This is a genomic window from Neiella marina, assembly GCF_002165625.1.
Taxonomy (GTDB): Bacteria; Pseudomonadota; Gammaproteobacteria; order Enterobacterales; family Neiellaceae; genus Neiella; species Neiella marina.
The window spans coordinates 18,483-43,994 of the sequence record NZ_NGNS01000024.1 but is presented as its reverse complement, the minus strand read 5'-3'; the positions used below and the strand labels follow the sequence as shown (position 1 = coordinate 43,994).

Below are 25,512 nucleotides of genomic sequence, written 5' to 3'. Positions count from 1 at the left end.
CTCAAAAATTGAATTATGGCTTCAAACCGATTAAGCGATATATCCGCCCAGTATCTGCACTAAAAACAATCGTGCCATCGGATAACACCTCAATATCTCGAACGCGTTCCATTAAATCCTCCACAATCCGCTCCTCATTGACGATCTGATTGTTTTCATCGAGCGTCAGGACATTGATATGGGCCAGTTTAAGGGCACCAGCGAGCAATTTACCGGTCAACTCTGGGTAACGCGAATGGCGGTATAGTACCAACGAACTCGGGGCAATCGATGGCGTATACACATAGCGCGGCGACTCAATGCCAGGTAGTTCTTGTGCTTCGCCAGCGTCTACTGGTCCCCAATACTCTTTACCGTGAGAGGTTTTCGGCCAACCATAGTTATGACCTGCTTTGATCAGGTTGATCTCATCGCCACCTCTAGGGCCATGCTCAATGGACCAAAGAACTTGACTCGGTTCATCAAAGAACATGCCCTGAGGGTTGCGGTGACCATAGCTCCAAATCTCATCCAGCACGTCATCATCGGCAACGAATGGATTGTCTTTCGGTACCGAACCATCCGGGTTTAATCGTAAAATAGTACCGGCATGTGTTTGCGTGTTCTGGCCGTTGTCTTTATGCCCTCGATCACCAATCGAAAAATACAAATGCTTGTCATCGAAGGTGATCCGGCTGCCAAAATGAACGCCTTTCTCCGAGCCTGATTTTGTCACCATGATATCGCGCCAGCCGGTCAGCTTCTGCTGCTGCAATGTGGCCACGGCAAGCACCGTTTCAATCCCCGTGCCAACATCCTTGCTGTAGGTAAAATAGTATTCATCGGCCTTAAACGGTGACTTGGCAATGTCCAATGAACCACCTTGACGCACTTGTTCAACGTCCGGGACCTGAAAAATCGGCTGATACTTGCCAGAGCTTAAATCCAACAAGCCGATTTGGCCTTGTCGCTCGCTGACCATGACGGTGTTGGCGTCAACCTGCTCCAAGCCCCAAGGGATTCCTAGGCCCTCCGCAATAATCTCTGCCTGCCACGATTGTGCAGCAACAGCGTTTGCCACCAATGCCATAGCGAATGCGGTTAGTTGGACGATTTTTTTCATGATGTTCACCCTGTCAGATCTTGGCGAGCGATAGCCCTAATTGCCTACTGCAAAAATCACTTTCAAGATCAGTAAACTGCAACAGACACAATCGGTTATGTTAGCGCCTCGGCGCATTCGTGTACCCGAGAGGCAAATACTGCCACATACAATTCTTGATCTAAATCAATTTTCGCCATAAGCTTTCAATAATTTCTGAAAGTTCAAAACATGCAATAAATGAATTTAAGTCCAAAAATTGAAGCCTTTGTCATGCATTTTGGCGAGATGGGTAGCCGCTGGGGATTTAATCGCACCGTTGGCCAAATGTATGCCCTGCTGGTGATTAACGAAAAACCATTGACCGCCAATGATATTGCCACAGCGCTGAGCATCAGCCGAGGCAATGTCAGTATGGGATTAAAGGAGTTGCAGTCATGGCAGTTAGTCCAAGTTCAGCATCAACCCGGTGACCGCAAAGACTACTACACGGCCGCTGGCGACATCTGGACCATGGCAAAGCGCGTATTTGAAGAAAGGCGTAAACGAGAAATTGACCCAACATTGACACTGTTGCGTGATCAATTGCTCGATGCTCCGGCAAACGAAACTGAGGCCTTTGCTCAGCAACGCATGCGCGAGATTCATGACTTGCTTGAAGGCGTTACTCAGTGGTCTACGGAGCTACACAATATGTCACCGGAAACCTTGCACAAGCTGGTAAAACTCGGATCAGGATTCAGCAAAGTGCTTGAGCTAAAAGATAAATTAGTTAACAAGTCCTGATCAGTCAGGCATAGAGGAGAGACCTGTGCTCGATACCTTCATGCTGTCGCGGATCCAGTTTGCCGCGAACATCAGCTTTCACATTCTGTTCCCTACCATCACTATCGCCATGTGTTGGTTTCTTTGCTATTTCAAAGTGCGATTTGACCTCTCCGGCCATCCAATGTGGATGCGAGCATACCGCTTTTGGGTCAAGGTGTTTGCCTTAACCTTTGCACTAGGCGTGGTATCCGGCATTACGATGTCGTTCCAGTTTGGCACCAACTGGCCCGGTTTTATGGAAACCGTTGGTAATATTGCCGGCCCACTGCTGGGCTATGAAGTCCTAACCGCCTTCTTCTTAGAGGCGACCTTCCTCGGTGTCATGCTGTTTGGTATGGGCCGAGTGCCCAACAAGGTCCACACTTTTTCCACCTTTATGGTCGCCATCGGCACGAGTCTGTCAGCATTTTGGATTCTGGCACTCAACAGCTGGATGCAAACCCCAACGGGATTCGAAATGCGCGATGGCGTGGCACATGCCACTGACTGGTGGGCAATCATCTTTAATCCATCATTTCCCTATCGGCTGACTCACATGCTGATCGCATCGGGCTTGACGGCGGCGTTCTTTATCGCAGGCTTGAGTGCTTACCGCTTGCTTAAAGGGGATGAGAAAAAAGCCCCTCGAGTAGCGCTCAAAACAGCGTTGATCGTCGCTGCCATATTGGCGCCCACCCAAGCATTCGTCGGCGATCTCCATGGCTTGAACACGTTGCAACATCAACCTCAAAAAATTGCCGCCATTGAGGGTGTTTGGCATACCGAAAAAGGCGCACCTCTGGTGTTGTTTGGCATCCCAGATGAAGAACAGCAAACCACTCATTACGCCATCGAAATCCCCAAAGTAGCATCACTGATCCTTACCCATGAGTGGGATGGCGAGCTACAAGGATTGAATGAGTTCGAAGGCAACCACCCGCCGGTTGCGCCGTTGTTTTACGGCTTCCGAATCATGGTTGGAGTCGGCATGTTGATGATTGCCGCATCTTGGCTGGGCTGTTGGTTCTGGTGGCGCAAGCGCGAGTTGCCGACTTGGATGTATCGCGGCCTCATTGCAATGACGTTTTCTGGTTGGATCGCCACATTAGCGGGTTGGTACGTAACCGAAATCGGTCGCCAGCCTTGGCTGGTGACTGGCGTGCTAACTACTGCCGATGCCGTGACCACAGTTCCGAACACGTCAGTTGCGACGTCGCTGGCGCTTTACCTGACACTATATACGGTACTGATCATCGCCTATCTGAGAACGCTATTGGTGATGTCAAACCGTGCCATTGAGCTGGAGGAATACCAAAGCCCAACGGCAACAGCCATTCAATCGCCAGTAATGAAAGCGGAGGCAAAAGCATGAGTGAAGCACAATGGTTACCAATCGTTTTTGTTGGCTTGATGGGGCTAGCTGTATTGCTGTACGCCATTTTGGATGGCTACGATTTGGGCGTTGGTATTTTACTGCCCAACGACAATGAGCAGCAACGTGACACCATGATCGCATCTATCGGTCCATTTTGGGATGCCAACGAAACCTGGCTAGTGTTGGCCATTGGTTTGTTACTGATTGCCTTTCCCGAAGCCCATAGCGAGGTCATGCGCGAGCTCTATTTACCAACGGCGATCATGCTAGCGGGCTTAATCCTGCGCGGCGTCGCTTTTGACTTTAGAGCTAAAGTCGCGCTGGAAAATAAGCGAACCTGGGATCATATCTTCCGCATTGGCTCACTGATCACCAGTTTGTCTCAAGGTTACATGCTCGGTATGTACGTCATGGGCTTTGAATACACCGCGCAATCGATTGGCTTCTCAATTCTCAGTGCGCTTGGTGTGACCGCTGCTTATGCCTACATCGGAGCAGCATGGCTGGTGATGAAAACCGAAGGTGAACTTCAAGTACGAGCAGCAACATGGGGGCGACGCTGCGGTTGGACCTGCTTAGCTGGGATTATCGCAGTGTGTGCGGTCAATCCACTGGTCAATCCGGCAGTATTCGAAAAGTGGTTTACCTTCCCATTTGTCGTCGCCATGGGAATGATCCCAATCACCTGCTTTGCCATGTTCGCCATCGTCGATCGGGTGTTGAAAAAAGTACCATTGCCGGATGACTTTGGTTGCTGGCTGCCGTTTGTGTGTGCGGTGATTATTTTCGTGCTGTGTTTCCAAGGCCTAGCGTTCAGCTTCTATCCATATATCGTACCCGGCAAAATCGATATCTGGCAGGCCGCTAGCGCGCCAGAATCGCTGATGTTTATTCTCTATGGCGCAGTCATCGTGGTGCCGGTTATCCTCGCCTATACAGTGTTCTCTTATCGCGTATTTTGGGGTAAAGCGACGGAACTAAAGTACTATTAGCGCTGTTACCCCACCAGCAAACCCAGCAACAAAAAAGGCCTGCCACTTAGGCAGGCCTTTTAGCATAGAAACTTCTGTCAGGCGTTTTGAGTCTTACGCTTCGTTGCCGAATAAGGAACTGACATCCGCCATTTCCCTTGCGGTTTACTGCGACTGGCCATGTAGGGTCGCTGATCAGGGATCAGCATTTCGTAACTTTTGCAATCACCACTGATGCGGACGCATGCCATGCGTGGTGAATAAACATTTATTTGCCAACTTGAATGCATGTGTGATCTTCCAGAGTTCGATTATAAATTTTGTGGGTCACTCATTAGATATACTTAGTTTTAATTGGTTCAGAGCCGTATTAAATCTAAATTTGATCTATATCAATTTGGCCTGTCATCTCAGTTAGACTAAACCAAATGATGTCGTGAACTATTTAATCCCAGCCAACTTGAACGGCTGCTGAACAAAAAGCGTTGCTAGATCATCACAGCAATCAGTGTTAATTTAAGGCGCTTTCTGAAACAGCCGGAAAGTGAATCAAACCATGGCCGACCGCGGTTCTCTCATTATAATCTCAGCGCCAAGTGGCGCCGGAAAATCTAGCCTTATTGCAGCCATGATCGAAGCTCGCGGCCGCGACAAGGTTCAGGTTTCGATTTCCCATACCACTCGAGCACCGCGTCCTGGCGAAGTGAATGGCGAACACTATCACTTCGTCTCACAAAAAGATTTCATGCAATTGATTGATGATCATGCGTTTTTTGAGTGGGCCGGGGTGTTTGGCAACTTCTATGGCACCAGTCGCCATGCGGTCGAAGCGCAGCAAGCTAAAGGCGTTGATGTCATGTTTGATATTGACTGGCAAGGTGCTCAGCAGATCCGCAAGCACGAACCAGACGCCATCAGCGTGTTCATCTTGCCGCCCAGCCGCGCCGAGCTCGAGCAACGCTTGCGCAAACGCGGCACCGATTCAGAGGATGTCATTGCGGGTCGGATGGCAAAAGCAGTGGCAGAAATGTCCCACGTTCATGAGTATGACTATGTCATCGTTAACGATGATTTTGACCAAGCACTGGAAGAACTAACCGCAATTGTGGTGTCCAGCAGACTGCGTCGCGCTGGACAATCTTTGCGCCACAAAGCTATGCTCAACGAACTACTGGCGGAAGGCGCCTGATTTGGGTAGAATTTCGTCCCTTTTTTGAACAACAGGAGGCCGTCATGGCTCGCGTTACAGTAGAAGATGCCGTTGATAAGATCGGCAACCGTTTTGATTTGGTGTTGGTAGCGGCCCGCCGTGCCCGTCAATTGGCCGTTCAAGGCAAAGATCCTTTGGTCGACGAAAACAACGACAAGCCAACTGTTTTGGCATTGCGTGAAATTGAAGAAGGCTATGTGACTGCTGAGTCACTAGACGCCGAAGAAGCCCGTGAGCAACAAGAGCAAGAAGCTGCTGAAATGGCATCTGTTGCTTCCATCACTCAACCAGGTTTCTAAACCAAATTATCGCGGGGTTTGCGCTTGAAATTGTTTGAAGGTCTGAAACAACAGATAGCAGAGTATCTAGATCCCGCCCAGGTCGAGCTGGTACAACAGGCCTATATTGCCAGCCGCGATGCCCACGAAGGGCAGACTCGGTCCAGCGGTGAGCCCTATGTGACTCACCCTGTGGCCGTCACTCGCATTCTCGCTGACATGCGCCTCGATCATGAAGCGCTGATGGCAGCCCTACTTCATGATGTCATCGAAGACACCCACCTAACCAAAGAAGATTTAGCCGAACAGTTTAACGAGACTGTCGCTGAGTTGGTCGAAGGTGTGTCAAAACTGGATAAAATCCAGTTTGATTCGAAAGAAGAAGCACAAGCCGAAAACTTCCAGAAAATGGTCATGGCCATGGTAGTCGATATTCGAGTGATATTGATCAAGCTTGCCGACCGCACTCACAACATGCGCACCATTTTCGCTTTACGGCCTGATAAACGTCGCCGCATTGCCCGCGAAACGCTGGAAATCTACGCGCCGATTGCCAATCGCCTTGGTATTCATGACATTCGCAACGAACTGGAAGACCTCGGTTTCGAAGCCATGTACCCCATGCGTCATCGGGTACTGGGCAACGTGGTAAAACGTGAGCGCGGCAATCGCAAGCAAATTACCGAGGCTATCGCCCAGGATATTGCTGGCCGCATTAGCGAGGCGGGGATCCCTGCAAAAGTTAAAGGCCGCGAAAAGCACTTATTCAGTATCTATCAGAAAATGCGCAATAAAGAATTGCCGTTTACTGAAGTCATGGACATCTACGCCTTTCGGGTGATTGTTGATGATGTTGATACCTGCTACCGCGTGTTGGGCTTGGTGCACAGTTTGTTTAAGCCCAAACTCGGCCGCTTCAAAGATTACATTGCGATCCCCAAAGCCAATGGCTATCAGAGTCTTCACACCTCGCTGATGGGCCCTCATGGTGTGCCAGTTGAAGTTCAAATTCGTACTGAGCACATGGATCAAATGGCCGACCGAGGTGTTGCTGCTCACTGGCTGTATAAAGATGAAAGCGAGACCGCCGGCACAACGGCGCAAGTTCGGGCCCGCCGATGGATGCAAAGCCTGCTAGAGCTGCAACAAAGCGCCGGCTCATCATTCGAATTTATTGAAAGCGTTAAATCCGATCTGTTCCCCGACGAGATTTACTGCTTTACCCCGGATGGTCGCATTCTCGAATTACCAGAAGGCGCAACCGCGGTTGATTTTGCCTACGCGGTTCACACCGACGTCGGCAACGCTTGCGTTGGTGCCCGGGTCGACCGTCAGCCTCACCCAATTAGTCAGCCTCTGGCCACCGGTCAAACAGTCGAGATCATTACCGCTAAAGGCGCGCGACCCAATGCCGCTTGGCTTAACTTTGTCGTTACCAGTCGCGCCCGCATTAAAATTCGTCAGTACCTGAAGAACCTCAAGTCTGAAGAAGCACTCAAGCTTGGTAAGCGATTACTTACCCATGCGCTAGGTGGTCAAAAGTCGCTACAAGACTTTGAACCAGAAATCGTGCAACAGTTACTGCAAGAATATAAGTTCGAGCATGGTGATGAGCTGTTGATCGACATTGGCCTGGGTAAAATCATGAGCCCAGTGATCGCTAAGCGTCTCGCTGGCGACCTCAAACTCAGCACCAAAAAGCGCAAACGGCTACCAATTATTGGGGCCGAAGGTGTGCTGACCACGTTTGGTAAATGTTGCCGACCAATCCCTGGCGATCCGATTATCGCTTATATGAGTAAAGATCGAGGTCTGGTTATTCACCACGACCAATGTGCCAATGTTCGTGGCTATCAGAATGAGCCGGACAAATACATTGCCGTCCGTTGGGACGATGCGCACGATCAGGGTGACGAGTATCTTACCGAGCTGCGTGTTGAAATGATGAATCACCAAGGCGCACTGGCGACATTGACCTCGATTGTTGCCAACTGTGGCTCCAACATTCAAGGCATCAGCAGCGACGAAAAAGATGGTCGGCTCTACAGTGTTAATTTAGTACTCACCACCACCAGCAGGATCCAACTGGCCAATGTCATGCGCCGAATTCGCGTTATGCCAGAGGTGGTTAAAGTCGTTCGCAATCGCAACTAACCCTCAGATCAGGAAGCATCATGAGCAAAACTGTTATTTCTACCGACGCTGCACCAGCAGCTATCGGCACCTACTCACAAGCAATCAATCACAATGGTACCGTTTATCTGTCTGGCCAAATTCCGTTGGTTCCAGCAACCATGGAATTAGTGAGTGATGATTTTGAAGAGCAAACAGTTCAGGTGTTCGAAAACCTGAAAGCAGTTCTGGCAGCAGCCGGTGGTACCCTCAACGACATGGTCAAAGTACAAATTTACCTGACTGATTTGAGCAATTTTGCCAAAGTAAACGAAGTGATGGCGCGCTACTTTGACCAACCATACCCTGCCCGTGCTGCGATTGGTATCAATCAATTGCCACGCGGCGCGCAAGTTGAAATTGACGGTGTTGCCGTCGTTTAACCGTGCTTGACAGCCACCTTGAAACACGCAGCTCAGGCTGCGTGTTTTTGTTTGCGAATAGATAGAGAAACACCATGGCCACTGATGCCCGTTTTGAACGCATTAATTCTGTTTTAGATTGTCGTCAGATGGACCTGACTGTGCTGATGGAGCACGTCAACAAACCGCATAACCTATCGGCCATAGTTCGCACAGCCGATGCCGTCGGTGTTCATGATCTCCACGCCATTTGGGAAGACTCTGAGTTGGAGCGTTCTAACTTTTACAGCTCCGGTAGCAACAACTGGACTCGCGTCCATCGCCAACCCGATGTCGATACTGCGGTCAACCAACTTAAACAGAGCGGCATGCAAATCCTCGCCACTCATTTAAGCGATACAGCGATTGATTTTCGTGACGTCGATTACACCAAACCGACGGCGATTGTTTTGGGCACTGAGCGATTCGGCATCTCCGAGCGAGCACTCGAACTGGCCGACCAACACATCGTGGTGCCGATGATGGGCATGGTGCAGTCATTGAATGTATCAGTAGCCAGCGCCATCATTTTGTATGAAGCACAGCGCCAACGCGCCTTGGCTGGCATGTACGAAGCGTCTCAAGGCGTTGAGCCGGAAGAAAAGCAACGCCTATTGTTTGAAGGCTGCCACGAGATCTTGGCTAAACGCTGTCGCCAGAAAGGGCTGCCCTACCCTCGAGTGGATGACAAAGGTGATGTGCAAGCCAGTGACGAGTGGTGGCGAGTTATGCGCTCACCGAGTAAGTAGCTACTCGGTCAGCCGAATCGATAATCAACTATTGATGGTTGTCCCTTGATGTACTGGTTGTATATCCAGTACACTGAGCGTTATCCATTGTCATAGTGAGATAAAGGCTTGTCTGCTCATACACTTGCCAAGCTACCACTGACCGACTTAAAGGGCGTCGGCAAAAGCCTTGCGGCGAAACTTGCCAAAATTAGCTTGGTATCGGTTCAGGATCTGCTCTATCACCTGCCTTTGCGATACGAGGACCGTACCCGCGTTTTTGCTATTGACGATCTATTACCCAATCAAACCGGCACCGTCATCGGTGAAATTCTCTCATGTGACATAAAATTCGGCCGACGCCGCATGCTAGTGGTTCGCGTAAGTGATGGCACCGGTAGCTTAACCCTGCGCTTTTTTAGCTTTAGCGCCAGTCAGAAAAACGGCTTTATCATCGGCAAGCAAATCCGTTGTTTTGGTGAGGTCAAACGCGGTCCGAACGGACCTGAAATCGTTCATCCCGAATATAAAATTAGCGATAACCTTGACGAACCGCCGCAGGTGGAAGAAACCCTCACACCGGTCTATCCCACCACGGAAGGCGTGCGCCAAGCCAGTTTGCGCGGTTTGACCGAGCAAGCTCTGCAAATGCTCAGACGCCACCCATTGCCGGAGTTAATGCCTGATGGCCTGTATCAAAGCCAGATCGCATTAAACGATGCCATTGCCCTGCTGCACCGACCCGGAGCTGACGTCTCTGCTTCAATGCTAGCTGAGGGCGAGCATCCTGCTCAGCAGCGCCTGATCATCGAAGAATTGTTGGCCCACAACCTCAGCATGCAGCAACTCAGGCTGCAACAACAGCAAATCGCGGCGCCAGCACTAACGGCGCAGCCCCAGCTGCAACAACAATTACTGAGCACCTTGCCGTTTGCGCCAACCAAAGCCCAGCAACGTGTGGTGCAGGAGATCCAAGCTGATTTAGCCAAACCGCAGGCCATGATGCGGCTAGTACAGGGCGATGTTGGCTCGGGTAAAACGTTGGTTGCGGTACTCGCAGCGCTATCAGTGATCGGGCACGGCTATCAAGTGGCATTAATGGCACCCACTGAGTTATTAGCCGAACAGCATGCAGCCAATTTTAGTAATTGGCTCGAACCCCTCGGTATCTCGGTGGTGTGGTTGGCGGGCAAGACCAAAGGTAAACAACGGCAACAAGCACTAGATGACATAGCCAATGGCAATGGCCAAATGATTGTTGGCACTCATGCGCTCTTTCAGGATCAAGTCAGCTTTGCCAAATTGGCCTTGGTGATCATCGACGAGCAGCATCGTTTTGGCGTTCATCAGCGATTAACACTGCGTGAGAAAGGCGCGACCGAAGGATTCACCCCACATCAGCTGATCATGACAGCCACTCCGATCCCAAGGACGCTGGCGATGACCGCCTATGCCGACTTAGACACGTCAGTGATTGATGAGCTGCCACCAGGCCGAACGCCGGTAACAACGGTTGCGCTACCTGATACTCGCCGAGAGCAAGTGTTAGAACGAGTTCGCTCCGCTTGTATTAACGACAAGCGCCAGGTTTATTGGGTTTGCACCCTGATTGAAGAGTCGGAAGTACTTGAAGCGCAGGCCGCCGAAGATACCCAAGCAGTGCTCACAGAGCATTTACCTGAATTACGCATTGGTTTGGTCCATGGCCGGATGAAGGCTGCGGAAAAGCAGCAAGTAATGGCTAGTTTTAAAGCTGGCGAACTGGATCTGTTAGTGGCAACAACTGTCATTGAAGTGGGTGTCGATGTGCCCAATGCCAGTTTAATGGTGATTGAGAATCCTGAGCGCTTGGGTTTAGCACAGCTGCATCAGTTACGCGGCCGCGTGGGACGGGGCTCAGTCGCTAGTCACTGCGTGCTGCTTTACAAAGCGCCACTATCCAAAACAGCAACCAAACGCCTTGGAGTACTTCGCGATTCCAATGATGGCTTTGTAATTGCGCAGCGCGATCTTGAAATCCGTGGCCCCGGTGAAATCTTAGGTACCAAGCAAACCGGCTTGGCCGATCTAAAAATTGCCGACCTAATTCGTGATCAACATTTGCTACCACTGATTCATGAGCTTGCTAATCAGCTCCATCAACAACATCCGCAGCGGATCCAACCGCTGATCGATCGTTGGATGGCTGGCCGCAGCCAATTTGGATCAGCTTAAAGCAAACAGGCAATCACTTAGCGAGAGCCAAACTGAGCTTGGCAGTTCCAAAGGGGGTCGGTTTTCTTTATGCATAAAAAAAGCCTCGATTTTATCGAGGCTTTTACTTTGGTGAGGTCTTGCAATGATGATAATTAGGCATCGTTGCGAAGAGCTTGACTGCGACGACGGCTACGGCCAGTGCGACCTACGCTGTAGCTACCTTTTACGCCGAAGATATTCATATTGTCTCTCCTGTGGTTTGTTTTAAGTGACAACTTAAATATACACCAATTTCTAAAAATGAACAGATTTTTTTGAACTAAATCACACTTTTTTTATTTTAATTAAAAATTAATAAAAACGAGAGATAGATCACCTAACAAAAACACTGAGAAAAATTTAAATAATCCAATTAAAACAATACTTTAATTAAAAACGTTAAACTAGATTAGCTTCAGCCTAGTTTTTAGAGGTCGCTACGGAAGGTCAAAATTGAGGCAATAAAAAGCCCCGATTAAATCGAGGCTATTAAGTTGGATTCTGGGCTTTCTTTTGTAACTTATGCATCGTTGCGAAGAGCTTGGCTACGACGACGGCTACGACCAGAACGACCAACACTGTAGCTACCTTTAACACCAAATATATTCATCTCTTTTCTCTCCTGTTTTTTAACTTACGGGTGTAAGTATATTACACAAAACCAATAGATCAAGAATTTATTTGAGGTTGATCACATTTATTTCAACTTAAAAGTGTAATTAAATTACATTAATAGGCTATTTTGCGTTCTCTTGTCGCTCAGCATAGGAAGGCGGAGGGAACACTAAGTGATAGTTTTTATAGTGTTGAACTGTGTTTTGAGCAAAAACATTAAGGCCATTGACTTGACCACCAAAGCGCATTTTGACGAGCTCCGGCAAAACAAAACCCTTCTCTCTGACAAATGATAACTCCAAATTGAAGTAGGGAAAGGTCACACCTGCTTTGCTTTCAAGTGGAGCGGCGGACTTGATCATCACCCGGTAAATGTGCTGATGCTTCACATCAAACCACAACTCACCTTCCAAATGGCGCTGAGATTCTGCCAAAAAACTCTGTAAAGTTGGTTTGAAACGATAGTGCGCAGCACTCTCAGTTTGTGCCACCAACACAAGCGTTGCTGGCTGTATCAGGCGAGTAAGTCGGTTCTCGACAAGATTACGCTGCTCAGTTTGCTGCTGAGCTGACTCAAAGTTCTGTAAAAAAGCCCACTGCTCATCAATAGTCGGTGTCACGCCGTCAACAGCAATGAGACTCCAACCATTGTAATGATGCTGCCTTGGTTCGTGGTGAATAACACGGGTTTGATCGTCTGAGATAAGTTCTCGGTCGAATGACCAACGGTGTAACTCCACCTCATCAATCATCAGCATGCTATGTTCAATTGCAGCCTGATTGCCCCATGCACTCACTACATTCAAACAAAAAGCTAGAATCAGTCCTTTAGCAGCCCAATAAGTCCTTGTCCACACAGGCTTTACTCACTCAAGTCGTCATAGCAATTGAGTGTAGTTGGCCTTTAGCACTAATCAAATGGCAGCGACCCCTGCGGTGTAGAGAGTGAATCAGCATGTGGATTATCTTGTTCGGGATACAAGATAAATTTGCCAGTGAACTCAGCCGCTAACTGACTGCCAGAGTACAAGGAAACAGGGACGGTCAGGACCACTTTTTTATCGCGAATCAAAGGCCAAATGCTGCCGCCAATCTGCTTCCTATTTGATTCTGCAGCTGCGTCACCTTCAACTGAGTTGAGGTAGCGAATATCACCGTGGACCAGCATAATACGTGCAGCGATATTTCGCTCTTTCAGCATCAAATACAGTAAGCCCCAGCCCGTGAGGCTACCCAAGGCGTACATACTCCCCGCAAACATGCCGCCATGAAGATTAGCATTAGGGGACGATGGCGCCGTCACGCGAAGGTTGTCCCCAGTGTAGTCTTCCACTGAGATGCCCATTTGAGCTGTCAGCGGAATTTGTTCACGCCAAATGGTAGCCAACTCGTCGCACCATTCTCCATACTTGGAATTGGTTGATTTCGGGGTGACATCTTTTTGCATCTGCTGATGTTTGATTTTGCCAAAGTGGGTAGGGCCCTCGCCCACGGCGTGATAACCGTTCTTCTGGTAAAACGGCACCGCCCCCAAGCGCGCGTTCATCATTACACGCTTGATTGAACATGCTCTTGCCAGCTCTTCAAGAGTAGCAATCATGCTCGACCCAATGCCTTTACCGCGATGTTTTTCACACACCGCCATATAGCGAATTTGGCCCTCATCGGCACTGATTTGGTACAGTCGGCCAACGGCTACCGGATTACCTTTGCGATCCAGTATCATGCGGTGTTGGCTGTACTGGTCATACTCGTCTTTTTCCGAGCCCTTAGGTAGATTAAATGGCGCCCGAAGCTGCTCCCAACGGAACTGATAGTATTTTTCGAAATCTGTTTCTGAGACCGGCTCGATGACCTTGTACATGCAACAAATACTCCGGTTCACTCAACCGTTTAACGTTAGGAAAATCCAATGCCTTCAATCAATTGGCAAGAAGTTACCCGCCACGGCAGCATTGTCCGCTTAGTTCGGCAGGGTGACCACTGTATTAAGGTTAAGGAAAACGATCAATATCGTTGGTTGGAAATTAACGGGATCATGCAAAGTTTGATGAAGTTAAATGAACCTGCTTCTCCGCCCCTGCCCCCGCATCAAGCCATTAGTCAAATATTTCCGCCAACACAAGGCTCGGGCGTGGCACTGGAGTTGGGTCTGGGAGGCGGCACTATGCAACGCTACTTTGCCCGCCACCGCCCCAACTGGCAACTTACTTCAGTTGAAATCGATCCACTGATCTTGGAGCTGTTCCGCGAACACTTTGCCCCGCAGCAATCCAATAACAAGTCAATTTTGGAGCGCGCTGAGCGCATTATTACGCGCTTTGATGACAACTCAGTGAATGGCCTAATTATTGATATTTGTACCGACGAAGGGCTGCCAGAGTTTCTATCAGATCGCTACTTCTGGTTAGAGGTGGAGCGCGTGTTGGCGCCCAACCCAACCGTTGCAGTCAACCTGATCCCCAAAGACGAACAAGAATGGCTGCGGGTTACCGACCTGATGCGAGCAATTCTAAGTGTGCCACTGGGCTGGATCCAAATTCCCAACCACCTCAACATGCTGGTTGTTTCCGAGCCAGAAACGAATTAAATCTGTAACCAGAATGTGACTGGGCCATCGTTAAGCAAGGAGACTTTCATGTCTGCAGCGAACTGGCCGGTTTCTGTGGGGACTCGCTCGCCGCAAGCGTTAGCAAACTTCTGGTACAAATCATTGGCAAATTCGCCTGATGCGGCTGATGAGAAGCTCGGCCGGTTACCCTTTCGAGTATCTGCGGGCAAGGTAAATTGCGACACCACCAGTGCCGAGCCGCCAGCTTGCTGGAGGTTCAAATTCATCTTGCCTTGCTCATCTTCGAATACGCGGTAGTTGCAAACTCGCTCAGCCAAACGCTTTGCTTTGGCTTCATCGTCAGTCTTTTCAACGCCAAGGAAAATCAGTAGGCCCGCATCAATTTGTCCAACCACCTGCCCCTCAACGACCACTTGTGCATGTTGCACTCGCTGAATTAATGCAATCACTCTGTGACTTCCTCTTGTTCTGCCCGTTCGCCCAATGTGGCAGTAAATTCTGCGCCCAGAAGGACGATGTACCAAGACACATAAACCCAAACAAAGATAATGGGAACGGCGGCTAAAGCGCCATAGATAGCCTGATAAGATGCAAAGTGAGCGATATACAAAGCAAAGCCACGCTTACCAACTTCAAACAGAAAAGCAGTCAACAACGCCCCGTAAAGGCCATGCTTCCACTTCACATCCTTGTTCGGCACTAACAAATACAACAACATAAAAATAAGCGTTGATAGCACGAACGGCAGTACTTTGAGCATCTGTGTTTTCAACCAGCTAACATCTTCCATGACGTTTAAGCTGACCAGGTATGACGTCGCTGCCAAGCTAACACTGGCGAGGATTGGCCCTAGAGTCAGTACCATCCAGTAAATCGATAGCGACATCACCAAACGTCGCTTTTGTTTGACCCGCCAAATCCGATTAAGCGCGGTATCGATTGCTGACATCAACATAAATGCCACGAATACCAAGGCCAGAATACCAATGGAGGTTGCTTTCGAGGCATTGTTAACGAAGTCATTCATGTACTGCGACACCACCTCACTCGCCGTCGGCACAAAGTTCTCGTAAACAAACGCTTCGATTTCCCCGCGTAGCTCCTCAAACACAGGGAAGGCTGAGAACATGGCAAATGACACTGCAATCATAGGCACTAGTGATAACAAAGTGACATAAGCTAAATGGCCGGCAGTGATTGACACCTGATCGGCACTACAGCGCTGGAAAAAGTGCTTCAGTACATCCAACGTCCGCTGACCAACGTGGACAAAATGCTGGAATATTTTTCGCTGATCTATCTGCTTAAACGCGCTCATCGTGGGTCTCAACTCGGTATGTCTGAAACATCTGCAAAAATAGTAACAATTCAGTTGCTTTTGCGTCACTGCCAATTCAGGTTAAGCTAACCAAAGTCATTTAAAGAAGGAAGGAAAAACAACATGGCAGGTCAAGGCTCAGGTGGTAATGTCGTTGCGGCATTGTGCAGTTTCTTTATTCCCGGTTTAGGGCAATTGGTGCAAGGCCGGATACTTCCAGCCATTCTATTTTTTGTCGGTATGGCCATTTCTTGGGGGTTAGTGATCATTGCGGTCGGTTGGCTATTAGTCCCTATTGTCTATATTTGGTGTATCGTCGATGCAGCAAAATACAAAGGCCCGGCCGGAGGATAATTCATGTACAAGGCCCTGTTGGTAGCCAGCGCGCTTTTACTCGTCGGGTGCGAAAGCACCTACTACTCGGCCATGGAATCGGTTGGTGTTCACAAACGTGACATCATGGTCGATCGCGTGGAAGAGGCGCGTGACGCTCAGTCAGATGCACAGCAAGAATTCCAGTCAGCGTTGGAACAGTTTCAAGCACTGACCAATTTTGACGGTGGCGATTTGCAACGCATGTATGAGTCGGTCAGCGATGCCTATGACGATAGCGCGGCATCGGCAGAGCAAGTCAGCAAGCGCATAGATGACGTTGAGAGTGTCGCTGATGCGCTGTTTGACGAGTGGCAAGAAGAATTGGATCAAATTAGCAATGATCGCTTACGCCGAGATAGCGCAAGCAAACTCAAAGCTACCGAGCGCAACTACAAGAGCTTGATTCGCTCCATGCGTCGCGCCGAGGCGAAGATGGATCCGGTGCTCACTGCGTTGAAAGACAATATGCTGTATCTCAAACATAACTTGAACGCCGCGGCCATCGGTTCGCTCGATCAGGAATATAAGTCGATCAAAAGTGACATTGATGCGCTGATAGCGGAAATGAACGCATCAATAAATAGCTCCAACGAGTTCATCGAGAACTTGCGCGGGAATTAACCGAGTTATCGACGACTATTACCCCACCGATGAAGGGAGCTCTATGCTCCCTTTTTAATACTCCATATCCAGTGATACTCATTAGACACGTTAATTTACTCTCTGAAGATTCAAAGAATATTAGTAAAACAACAATTAATTATCGTTTAACGATAATTAATTGTTGCAATACATTTCTCCAGCGCTATATTGAAATCATAAAGGATCGACTTGGAGTAAGTCATGACGACACTTTCAGACAGACAACGCTTGAAAATCCAGCGCGTAAGTCGCTTGGTATCGCTGCTTGCTATTTGGGGCACAGGGCTCACCGGTGTACTTGCTGCTCTTTGCGCAACGATCACAGTCATCCACATATCGTCATCAACTGCGGATCTGCAAAGCTACTTCGACCACGTTTCTGTTGACTTCAACGGCCTATCTCAGATGCAACAAGTCAGTCTACTGATTTCAATCAGCTTGCTGCTGACATTAGTGACCGCTTGTTTTTACCGGCTCTATTGTTTGTTCCGGTGTTTTTATCAAACTGGCGTTTTTAGCAGCCAAGCAATTCGCTCAGCCAAGTACTTAGCATGGACCTTCAGTTCAACGTTCCTGTTGGTCGTTGTTAGCGATCTAGTTATCGCGCTACCCACCCAATCTGAAGCACTGAAAGCGTATGCCAGTAACACGTATTTTCAGGATGCAATCCTGCTCGGTGTGGTGTGGGTCGGTGTATGGATCCTTGAATACGGCCACGCGTTGCTGATTGAAAACGAAATGACGATTTAGGACCTGCTAATGCCCATTGTTGTAAATCTCGATGTAATGCTGGCAAAGAGAAAAATGCGTTCGAATCAGTTGGCAGAGATTATCGGTATCACACCGCAAAATTTATCAGTATTGAAGTCAGGAAAAGCAAAAGCAATACGGTTTGAAACCCTTGAAAAGATCTGTGCGGCGCTCGACTGTACGCCAGGAGATCTGCTCGAATTTCAAGCTGAAGATGAATGAATCAAACCTGCAGGCTTGGAGATTAACTCTATGTTCAGATTAGCGATATCTTTAGTTTTAGGCGGTTTAGTAACCTTTGGATTGTTTGTCTTCATGTCTTATTTGGTTGACAACAACGAAAGGCCCGAATACACACCACAACCAACACCAGTTATCGATCCAGTTTCAAAGCCCAAAGTAACCAAGCCAAACGAAAAACAAATGCCTCCAGAGGTGAAGCCAGTTACTCCTCCACCAGAATTCGCTCACCCAATCGATCCCACCGATTCAACGCCCACCTTGGCGATAAATGCTCCTCAACTACCACAAGTGTCAATCAACAATGGTGGCATACCGGCGCCATCTGCTCCGAGTGACGGTGATGCGAGACCCATCGTAAGAGTAGAGCCGAAATATCCAATAAAACAAGCGACAGCCGGAATCACCGGCTATGTGATCATGCAATTTAGTATTTTGGCCGATGGCAGCACAGGCGATATTGAAGTTATTGAATCTCAGCCAAAGCGAGCTTTTGAGCGAGCCGCGATGCGAGCACTAAAAAAATGGAAGTATCGGCCCAAGCTTGTTGATGGTAAAAGCGTTATCCAACAAGGTTTGAAAGTTCGTCTCGATTTCGATTTGAACCAGTGAATAAAAAAAGGGGCTCAGAGGCCCCTTTTTTGATTCTTTGGCTAAGACTTACACTCGGCCTGCGCGCTTACGATCGCTTTCAGTGAGTAGTTTCTTACGAATGCGAATACTCTCTGGCGTCACTTCCACGAGCTCGTCATCATTGATGAACTCTAGCGCTTGTTCCAACGTGTATACCACTGGCGGCGTCAACACTTGGGCGTCATCCGTACCTGACGCACGAACGTTGGTCAATTGTTTACCTTTCAAACAGTTAACCGTTAAATCGTTGTCACGGCTGTGAATACCGATAATCTGACCTTCGTATACTTCATCGGCGTGCTTGGCGAACAACTTGCCACGCTCTTGCAAGTTGAACAAAGCGTAAGTCAAGGCTTTACCGGTTGCGTTGGAGATCAACACACCATTGTTGCGCTGACCAATGATGCCACCTTTATACGGACCGTAGTGATCAAAGGTGTGGTACAGCAAACCAGAACCAGAAGTCATGGTCATGAAGTCTGTTTGGAAGCCAATCAAACCCCGGCTAGGGATCATAAAGTCAAGGCGGACACGACCTTTGCCATCTGGCGTCATGTTGCTCATCTCGGCTTTACGCAAGCCAAGCTGCTCCATCACTGAGCCTTGGTGCTCGTCTTCAATATCAACAGTCAGCGTTTCATAAGGCTCAAGTTTCTCACCATTTTCTTCTTTGATGATCACTTCTGGGCGCGATACCGCCAGCTCAAAGCCTTCGCGACGCATGTTTTCGATCAGAATACCCAAGTGCAGTTCACCACGACCAGAAACGCGGAATTTATCCGGATCATCGGTCTCTTCTACGCGCAACGCGACGTTGTGAACCAACTCTTGTTCCAAACGCTCTAGGATATTGCGCGAGGTAACGTACTTACCTTCTTTACCGGCAAACGGCGAGGTGTTGACCTGGAAGGTCATGGTTACGGTTGGCTCATCAACGCTAAGCGCCGGTAATGCTTCAACGGCATTTTGATCGCAAATGGTGTCGGAGATCTTAAGCTCACCGAGGCCAGTAATAGCGATAATGTCGCCAGCATGGGCTTCATTCACTTGGTGACGCTCCAAGCCTAGGTAGCCCAATACTTGGCCTACTTTGCCGTTGCGAGTTTTACCGTTGGCACCGACGATAGTGACTTGCTGGTTAACTTTGGCAGTACCACGCTTGATACGACCGATACCGATGACGCCAACATAAGAGCTGTAATCCAACTGAGAGATTTGCATTTGCAGTGGACCGGCAGCATCGGCCTCTGGCGGCTCAACATTGTCGATAATCGCTTGGAACAGTGGCTCCATTGAATCCGACTCTTGATCCATATCCAACGTCGCCCAACCATTGATGGCAGAAGCATAAACAGTGATGAAATCCAGTTGTTCATCAGTCGCATCGAGGTTGTCGAACAAATCAAATACTTGGTCCATCACCCAGTCAGGGCGCGCACCAGGCTTATCAACCTTATTAATAACAACAATCGGCTTGAGACCCCGAGCGAACGCTTTTTGGGTCACGAAGCGAGTTTGCGGCATTGGGCCATCAACGGCATCAACCAACAGCAGCACGCAATCAACCATCGACATCACTCGCTCAACCTCACCACCGAAATCGGCGTGGCCCGGAGTATCGACGATGTTGACGTGATAACCATTCCATTCAATGGCGGTGTTCTTCGCCAAAATGGTGATACCGCGTTCTTTTTCCAGATCGTTGGAATCCATGACGCGCTCGCCTGCATCGGCGCGCACATCCAACGTGCCTGATTGTTGGAGCAACTTGTCAACTAAGGTGGTCTTACCATGGTCAACGTGGGCAATGATCGCGATATTGCGAATTTGTTTGGTTTGCATGTGCTTTTTACTCTGTCATCTCAGCAAGTGCTGGCGAGGCGAACGATTACGCGGCTCTTGCCAGTAGCGATTAACGACATAATCATAGTTATGCCTCGTCTTTGGGTGCGTATTATGCACAAAAAAGAGCCGATTGCTCGGTCTTTGTGATCTTGATCGATCGGAAGTGTTTTTGGCGTAGTGACGATAGTGCGATCTAGATCACTCCGAAAAACTGAGATTGCTGTAAAAGTAAGGGCGCTTTGCACTCATATGGACAGCCGCTAGCTCAGGCACCATCTTTGTGCATTACGCACCATTTTAGTTCTTTTTGTCCACTCTCAAAGCATGGTTTTGTTGCATTAATTTTGACAACTAATTGTTATAAAACAAAATGTCCATTTTGGCACATAATTCGCTTCGGAGTCGGACCAAGTTTCAAAACAACAACGTGGATTGACCAGAATTTCCTAGTAAGGAAATCGGAGGTATTTAAAGGATGTCCGTAGAAAACGTACTAAATCAGCTAAAAACTGAAGAAATTAAATTTGTTGACCTGCGCTTCACCGACACAAAAGGTAAAGAGCAGCACGTAACAATTCCATCTCACCAGGTTGACGAAGACTTCTTCGAAGACGGCAAAATGTTCGATGGTTCTTCCATCGCTGGCTGGAAAGGCATTAACGAATCAGACATGATTTTGATGCCAGACCCAAGCACTGCGCTGCTTGACCCGTTCTCAGACGAAGCAACTTTGATTGTTCGCTGTGACATCCTTGAGCCTTCAACTATGCAAGGCTACGACCGCGATCCACGTTCTGTTGCCAAGCGCGCAGAAGAGTACCTGAAGTCTACCGGTATCGGTGATGCATCTTACTTCGGTCCAGAGCCAGAATTCTTCATGTTTGACGACGTACGCTTCAGCTCTGACATGTCAGGCGCAAGCTACAAAGTAGATTCAGAAGAAGCTGGTTGGAACAGCGATAAAGAATACCCAGAAGGTAACTTGGGTCACCGTCCAGGTGTTAAAGGCGGTTACTTCCCAGTACCACCTGTCGATTCTGGCTACAACATCCGTCACGCCATGTGCATGATCATGGAAGAGATGGGCTTGACTGTTGAAGCGCACCACCACGAAGTTGCGACTTCTGGTCAGAACGAAATCGCCACTCTTTTCAACAGCTTGGTTAAGAAAGCTGATGAAATCCAAGTGTACAAGTATGTTGTCCACAACGTAGCTCACGCCTATGGCAAATCAGCAACCTTCATGCCTAAGCCTCTGGTTGGCGACAACGGTTCTGGTATGCACTGTCACCAGTCTATCTATAAAGAAGGCGAAAACACCTTCTCTGGCGACAAGTACGGCGGGTTGTCTGAGACTGCATTGTTCTACATTGGCGGTATCATCAAGCACGCTAAAGCAATTAACGCTTTTGCGAACGCTTCTACCAACTCTTACAAGCGTTTGGTCCCAGGCTTCGAAGCCCCAGTAATGCTGGCTTACTCTGCTCGTAACCGTTCTGCTTCTATCCGTATCCCATTCGTTCCTTCTCCGAAGGCTCGTCGTATCGAGGTACGTTTCCCGGATCCAACAGCTAACCCATACTTGGCGTTCGCTGCAATGTTGATGGCTGGCCTTGATGGCATCCAAAACAAGATCCACCCAGGCGATGCGATGGACAAAGACTTGTACGATCTGCCAGCTGAAGAAGCGGCAGCAATCCCACAAGTTGCATCTTCTCTGGAAGAAGCACTGGCTTCTCTGGACGCAGACCGCGAATTCTTGAACGCTGGCGACGTATTCTCAAATGACATGATCGATGCGTACATCGAGCTGAAATCTGCAGAAGTTGAGCGCCTTAACATGACAACTCACCCAGTTGAGTTCGAAATGTACTACAGCGTATAAGACCAAAAGTCTGGTACGAACTGTGAACAAAGCCCGTGCATTGCACGGGCTTTTTTTTATACTGAGCTCAGTGTTTGTTGTGCAGGCGTTAACATGAAATCAGTCGTTGTTGTTTGTTGCCTCTTAGCTAGCTCGGCACTGACAAGCCACGCCACCATCTATAGCTGGACTGATGAGAACGGCAACGTTGTCTATTCCGACATGCCCCGCCCTGGTGCAGACGCTATTGATCTCAGAGCCCGTGTACAAAACGTCGCTGATAGTCAGTCAGCAGGTAATTCATATCAACCACAGCCAGAGAAGCCGGCGCACCCACAACCAACTGTCGCCATTATTGATCCGTCTGACGATGCGACAATCCGCAGTGCCGAGGGCAATCTCATGATCTCTGCCGAACTAACAATTCCAGCTGGTGTCACCCAGCGGTTGCAGTTGCTCATGGATGGCCAAGTACAAGGCGAGCCACAGACTGCGACAACCTTCGTATTGACTGGTGTTGAGCGCGGTACTCATCAACTGCAGTTGCAGTTGGTTAATCACCAAGGTTCAGTTTTGTCTGCTTCGCAGGCCATTCAAATTCATATGCACCGCCCTTCAAAGTTGCACCCTAAAAACAGCCCCACTGTTCCAGCCCCTACCAACTAAGTTTGTTCCAAGATAACGCCCCAAGATTAGGCATAATTTTTGCTGTCTATATATTTCGAACAAATTTCGGGAGTTCGTCGGGATCCGACAACACCTACCGCACCAATACTGTGCAAACCATGTTAGAGTAAGGTTGAGCAAACTACAAAAGCTCAACGTTGGTGCATACATATTATTCAGGTAAGTAGCTACAAGCAGCATTATGATTAGCGACTCAACACAACAAATAATACCGGGCCTCTCCGAAACGTTGCTGGAGCACTTGTCGACGGCAGTGCTGCTGCTCGATCAGCGCTTACTAATCCGCTACATCAATGCAGCAGGAGAGCAAACACTGGCACAAAGTGCTCACCGCCTAATTGGCGAAAAGTACTCCACTCTATTCGAACACTCCTCACTGCAATCAGATTTGCTACAAGCCGTGTTCACAAAATCCCAAGGCTTTACCGATTCAGAAGTATCACTGGTGCCGACCGATGCCGAGCCTTTATTGGCTGATATCGCAGTGTCGCCGATGATTATTGGCGATCAAATATACGCCTTAATGGAGTTACGGCGCGTCGACCAGCAGCGGCGGATCAGCCAAGAAGTCATCCAATCGGCGCAACAAACTGCAGCTCGCGACTTAGTCAGAAGCTTGGCTCATGAAATTAAAAACCCGCTTGGCGGCCTACGTGGCGCAGCACAGCTATTGCAAAAAGAGCTGGTTAACAACGAGCTCAGCGAATTTACCCGCATCATTATCGAGCAAGCGGATCGATTGAGAAACTTAGTTGATCGTCTATTAGGGCCACAACGGCCCGGCGAGCGAGCCGAACACAATATTCATAAGGTACTGGAAACAGTCCGACAACTGGTGAGCATGGAGAAGTCCGAAGACCTTGCCATTATCCCAGATTATGACCCTAGCATTCCCGAGTTCCCGATGGATCCGGAGCAAATGCAACAAGCAATTCTGAACATCGTTAAAAACGCTGTCGAAGCACTCGAAGGCGAGGGCACCATCACCATGTCCACTCGCATCGCCAACCAAGTCACACTCAAAGGTGTGCGCTATCGACTCGCCGTCGAAGTCTCCATTGTCGACGATGGCCCGGGTGTTCCATTAGAACTGCAAGACACGATTTTTTATCCCATGGTTTCTGGCAAGCAATCTGGTACCGGACTTGGCTTATCAATTGCTCAGACCCTAGCAGCGCAACACAATGGTCGAATTGACTGCAGCAGCTGGCCGGGACATACCGAATTTAAAATGACATTACCGATACGCAAGGATTAATAGCGGCATGAGAAATTCCTCAGTATGGATTGTTGACGATGACAGCTCAATTCGTTGGGTATTAGAGCGCGCATTAAGTGCCGCCAACATCAGTAACCAGAGTTTTGCCAGTGCCGAGGATGTGCTCGATGAACTGAGCCGGACACGCCCGCAAGTAATGATTTCTGACGTCCGTATGGAAGGTATGGACGGACTGGAAATGCTCAAGCAGGTGAAAGAGCAATACCCAGAAATGCCGGTGGTTATTATGACGGCTCACTCTGATTTAGATAGCGCCGTGACTGCTTTCCAAAGCGGCGCATTTGAATATTTGCCGAAACCATTTGATGTTGATGATGCTGTGACTTTGGTGAACAGGGCTCTAACCCACGCCAATGAGCAGGCTCGCAACTCAGCCATTGAGCAAACCCATGGCCAAATCGAAACACCTGAGATCATTGGTGAAGCGCCGGCAATGCAGGAAGTGTTTCGCGCCATTGGACGCCTCTCTCGCTCGTCAATTAGCGTTCTTATCAACGGCGGCTCAGGTACTGGTAAAGAGCTAGTTGCCGGTGCCTTGCACAAACATTCGCCGCGCGCTGCTAACCCGTTTATTGCCTTAAACATGGCGGCGATCCCGCAGGACTTGATTGAATCCGAGTTGTTTGGCCATGAAAAAGGGGCATTTACCGGCGCCGCGGGTCCTCGTCATGGTCGCTTTGAACAGGCCGATGGCGGCACCCTGTTTCTCGATGAAATCGGCGACATGCCAATGGAAGTTCAAACTCGCTTGTTGCGAGTATTATCGGATGGCCAGTTCTATCGAGTTGGCGGTCATGCTCCGATCTCAGTCGATGTTCGGATTATTGCTGCAACCCACCAGAATCTTGAGAAACTGGTACAAGAAAACAAATTCCGTGAAGATTTGTTTCACCGCTTAAATGTCATTCGAGTGCATTTGCCCGCATTGGCCGAGCGCCGCACCGATATTCCTCAGCTGGCACAACATTTCCTCCAACGAGCGGCGAAAGATCTTGGTGTCGAAGCCAAAGCGCTTCACCCAGACACCGAATTATATTTATCGCAACTGCCTTGGCCAGGTAACGTTCGCCAACTTGAGAATACCTGCCGCTGGTTGACCGTGATGGCAAGCAGCCAGGAAGTATTGGTCGCTGATTTACCGCCAGAGCTGCTCAACGAGCCACTATCCACCACTAGCACTGAGCCGGGCGAAGCAGGCGTACCGCAAGAAGCCACCGCTCAACAGTGGCAACAACTGCTACAACACTGGGCCGATGGTCAATTGGCAGCGGGCCGCAGCAATATTCTGGAAGAAGCAACATCCGAGTTCGAGCGGGTGATGCTGCGCTGTGCGTTAAACCATACTGGCGGCCATAAACAAGAAGCCGCGCGACGCTTAGGGTGGGGAAGAAACACCCTGACCCGGAAGTTGAAAGAACTGGATATGTAATAGAC

Annotated in this window: 26 protein-coding genes; 19 read left to right on the top strand and 7 right to left on the bottom strand. The window is 49.0% G+C overall.

Annotation, left to right across the window (positions count from 1 at the left end; all coding sequences use genetic code 11):
- Positions 1 to 13: 13 nt before the first annotated feature.
- On the bottom strand, positions 14 to 1,102 hold the full coding sequence (locus tag CBE68_RS15740) for a PQQ-dependent sugar dehydrogenase (RefSeq protein ID WP_087507056.1): 1,089 nt from the start codon (positions 1,100 to 1,102) through the stop codon (positions 14 to 16).
- Positions 1,103 to 1,321: 219 nt separating this feature from the next.
- Between CBE68_RS15740 and CBE68_RS15735 the strand changes: the two genes are divergently transcribed.
- From CBE68_RS15735 to CBE68_RS15725, 3 genes are read left to right on the top strand one after another with little or no spacing between them, the layout of a single operon-like run.
- A complete protein-coding gene (locus CBE68_RS15735) occupies positions 1,322 to 1,867 on the top strand; it encodes a GbsR/MarR family transcriptional regulator (protein WP_087507055.1) in 546 nt (181 codons plus the stop codon).
- Positions 1,868 to 1,892: 25 nt separating this feature from the next.
- Complete coding sequence (locus CBE68_RS15730; protein WP_087507054.1) at positions 1,893 to 3,260, top strand: cytochrome ubiquinol oxidase subunit I; 1,368 nt, start codon at positions 1,893 to 1,895, stop codon at positions 3,258 to 3,260.
- Entirely contained in the window at positions 3,257 to 4,255 is a 999-nt protein-coding gene (locus CBE68_RS15725; protein ID WP_087507053.1) for a cytochrome d ubiquinol oxidase subunit II, read from the top strand. The genes CBE68_RS15730 and CBE68_RS15725 overlap by 4 nt, the downstream gene beginning before the upstream one ends.
- Before the next feature lie 77 nt (positions 4,256 to 4,332).
- Here the strand turns inward: CBE68_RS15725 and CBE68_RS18765 are convergent, their stop codons facing one another.
- Complete coding sequence (locus CBE68_RS18765; RefSeq protein WP_158100636.1) at positions 4,333 to 4,524, bottom strand: hypothetical protein; 192 nt, start codon at positions 4,522 to 4,524, stop codon at positions 4,333 to 4,335.
- 266 nt (positions 4,525 to 4,790) lie between these two features.
- On the opposite strand from CBE68_RS18765, the gene gmk reads away from it, so the two are divergent.
- The 6 genes from gmk (at position 4,791) to recG (ending at position 11,237) form a co-directional block, all read left to right on the top strand.
- Positions 4,791 to 5,423 (top strand): guanylate kinase, encoded by a 633-nt coding sequence (gmk, locus tag CBE68_RS15720; RefSeq protein ID WP_087507082.1) that lies wholly within the window; start codon positions 4,791 to 4,793, stop codon positions 5,421 to 5,423.
- Positions 5,424 to 5,467: 44 nt separating this feature from the next.
- Positions 5,468 to 5,743: a DNA-directed RNA polymerase subunit omega gene (gene rpoZ / locus CBE68_RS15715; RefSeq protein ID WP_087507052.1), complete on the top strand. Its 276-nt coding sequence runs from the start codon at positions 5,468 to 5,470 to the stop codon at positions 5,741 to 5,743.
- A gap of 24 nt (positions 5,744 to 5,767) precedes the next feature.
- Positions 5,768 to 7,876: a bifunctional GTP diphosphokinase/guanosine-3',5'-bis pyrophosphate 3'-pyrophosphohydrolase gene (spoT, locus tag CBE68_RS15710; protein ID WP_087507081.1), complete on the top strand. Its 2,109-nt coding sequence runs from the start codon at positions 5,768 to 5,770 to the stop codon at positions 7,874 to 7,876.
- A gap of 20 nt (positions 7,877 to 7,896) precedes the next feature.
- Positions 7,897 to 8,277, top strand: coding sequence for a RidA family protein (locus CBE68_RS15705; protein WP_087507051.1), 381 nt, complete (start codon positions 7,897 to 7,899; stop codon positions 8,275 to 8,277).
- A 74-nt stretch (positions 8,278 to 8,351) separates the two neighbouring features.
- Entirely contained in the window at positions 8,352 to 9,044 is a 693-nt protein-coding gene (gene trmH, locus CBE68_RS15700) for a tRNA (guanosine(18)-2'-O)-methyltransferase TrmH (protein WP_087507050.1), read from the top strand.
- A gap of 108 nt (positions 9,045 to 9,152) precedes the next feature.
- On the top strand, positions 9,153 to 11,237 hold the full coding sequence (recG, locus tag CBE68_RS15695; RefSeq protein WP_087507049.1) for an ATP-dependent DNA helicase RecG: 2,085 nt from the start codon (positions 9,153 to 9,155) through the stop codon (positions 11,235 to 11,237).
- A gap of 758 nt (positions 11,238 to 11,995) precedes the next feature.
- Here recG and CBE68_RS15690 read toward each other — a convergent pair.
- Positions 11,996 to 12,631, bottom strand: a complete 636-nt coding sequence (locus tag CBE68_RS15690) for a hypothetical protein (RefSeq protein WP_143824593.1) — start codon at positions 12,629 to 12,631, stop codon at positions 11,996 to 11,998.
- 152 nt (positions 12,632 to 12,783) lie between these two features.
- The gene (locus CBE68_RS15685; RefSeq protein ID WP_087507047.1) at positions 12,784 to 13,737 is read right to left on the bottom strand and encodes a bifunctional GNAT family N-acetyltransferase/hotdog fold thioesterase; all 954 of its coding nucleotides are present in this window, start codon (positions 13,735 to 13,737) and stop codon (positions 12,784 to 12,786) included.
- 48 nt (positions 13,738 to 13,785) lie between these two features.
- On the opposite strand from CBE68_RS15685, the gene CBE68_RS15680 reads away from it, so the two are divergent.
- Positions 13,786 to 14,463 carry a spermidine synthase gene (locus tag CBE68_RS15680; protein ID WP_087507046.1) on the top strand — a complete coding sequence of 226 codons (678 nt, stop codon included), beginning with the start codon at positions 13,786 to 13,788 and terminating at the stop codon, positions 14,461 to 14,463.
- On the opposite strand, the gene dtd is transcribed toward CBE68_RS15680, so the two are convergent.
- Both dtd and CBE68_RS15670 read right to left on the bottom strand, forming a co-directional pair.
- Positions 14,460 to 14,894: a D-aminoacyl-tRNA deacylase gene (gene dtd, locus CBE68_RS15675; protein WP_087507045.1), complete on the bottom strand. Its 435-nt coding sequence runs from the start codon at positions 14,892 to 14,894 to the stop codon at positions 14,460 to 14,462. The two genes, CBE68_RS15680 and dtd, sit on opposite strands and share 4 nt — an antisense overlap.
- The gene (locus CBE68_RS15670; RefSeq protein WP_087507044.1) at positions 14,891 to 15,763 is read right to left on the bottom strand and encodes a virulence factor BrkB family protein; all 873 of its coding nucleotides are present in this window, start codon (positions 15,761 to 15,763) and stop codon (positions 14,891 to 14,893) included. Before CBE68_RS15670 ends, dtd begins: the two co-directional genes overlap by 4 nt.
- A gap of 123 nt (positions 15,764 to 15,886) precedes the next feature.
- Between CBE68_RS15670 and CBE68_RS15665 the strand changes: the two genes are divergently transcribed.
- From CBE68_RS15665 to CBE68_RS15645, 5 genes are all read left to right on the top strand, one after another.
- Positions 15,887 to 16,117: a hypothetical protein gene (locus CBE68_RS15665; protein WP_087507043.1), complete on the top strand. Its 231-nt coding sequence runs from the start codon at positions 15,887 to 15,889 to the stop codon at positions 16,115 to 16,117.
- A gap of 3 nt (positions 16,118 to 16,120) precedes the next feature.
- Complete coding sequence (locus CBE68_RS15660; protein ID WP_087507042.1) at positions 16,121 to 16,759, top strand: DUF2959 domain-containing protein; 639 nt, start codon at positions 16,121 to 16,123, stop codon at positions 16,757 to 16,759.
- A gap of 222 nt (positions 16,760 to 16,981) precedes the next feature.
- Complete coding sequence (locus CBE68_RS15655) at positions 16,982 to 17,530, top strand: hypothetical protein (RefSeq protein ID WP_087507041.1); 549 nt, start codon at positions 16,982 to 16,984, stop codon at positions 17,528 to 17,530.
- Positions 17,531 to 17,539: 9 nt separating this feature from the next.
- Positions 17,540 to 17,752 carry a helix-turn-helix domain-containing protein gene (locus CBE68_RS15650; protein WP_087507040.1) on the top strand — a complete coding sequence of 71 codons (213 nt, stop codon included), beginning with the start codon at positions 17,540 to 17,542 and terminating at the stop codon, positions 17,750 to 17,752.
- Positions 17,753 to 17,845: 93 nt separating this feature from the next.
- Positions 17,846 to 18,382, top strand: a complete 537-nt coding sequence (locus tag CBE68_RS15645) for an energy transducer TonB (RefSeq protein ID WP_158100635.1) — start codon at positions 17,846 to 17,848, stop codon at positions 18,380 to 18,382.
- Positions 18,383 to 18,430: 48 nt separating this feature from the next.
- Here the strand turns inward: CBE68_RS15645 and typA are convergent, their stop codons facing one another.
- The gene (gene typA, locus CBE68_RS15640; protein WP_087507038.1) at positions 18,431 to 20,245 is read right to left on the bottom strand and encodes a translational GTPase TypA; all 1,815 of its coding nucleotides are present in this window, start codon (positions 20,243 to 20,245) and stop codon (positions 18,431 to 18,433) included.
- A 478-nt stretch (positions 20,246 to 20,723) separates the two neighbouring features.
- On the opposite strand from typA, the gene glnA reads away from it, so the two are divergent.
- From glnA to glnG, 4 genes are all read left to right on the top strand, one after another.
- Positions 20,724 to 22,133 carry a glutamate--ammonia ligase gene (gene glnA, locus CBE68_RS15635; protein ID WP_087507037.1) on the top strand — a complete coding sequence of 470 codons (1,410 nt, stop codon included), beginning with the start codon at positions 20,724 to 20,726 and terminating at the stop codon, positions 22,131 to 22,133.
- Between the two features lie 93 nt (positions 22,134 to 22,226).
- Positions 22,227 to 22,778 carry a DUF4124 domain-containing protein gene (locus CBE68_RS15630; RefSeq protein ID WP_087507036.1) on the top strand — a complete coding sequence of 184 codons (552 nt, stop codon included), beginning with the start codon at positions 22,227 to 22,229 and terminating at the stop codon, positions 22,776 to 22,778.
- A gap of 202 nt (positions 22,779 to 22,980) precedes the next feature.
- A complete protein-coding gene (glnL, locus tag CBE68_RS15625) occupies positions 22,981 to 24,057 on the top strand; it encodes a nitrogen regulation protein NR(II) (protein WP_087507035.1) in 1,077 nt (358 codons plus the stop codon).
- A gap of 7 nt (positions 24,058 to 24,064) precedes the next feature.
- Positions 24,065 to 25,507 carry a nitrogen regulation protein NR(I) gene (gene glnG, locus CBE68_RS15620; protein WP_087507034.1) on the top strand — a complete coding sequence of 481 codons (1,443 nt, stop codon included), beginning with the start codon at positions 24,065 to 24,067 and terminating at the stop codon, positions 25,505 to 25,507.
- The last annotated feature ends 5 nt before the right edge of the window (positions 25,508 to 25,512 follow it).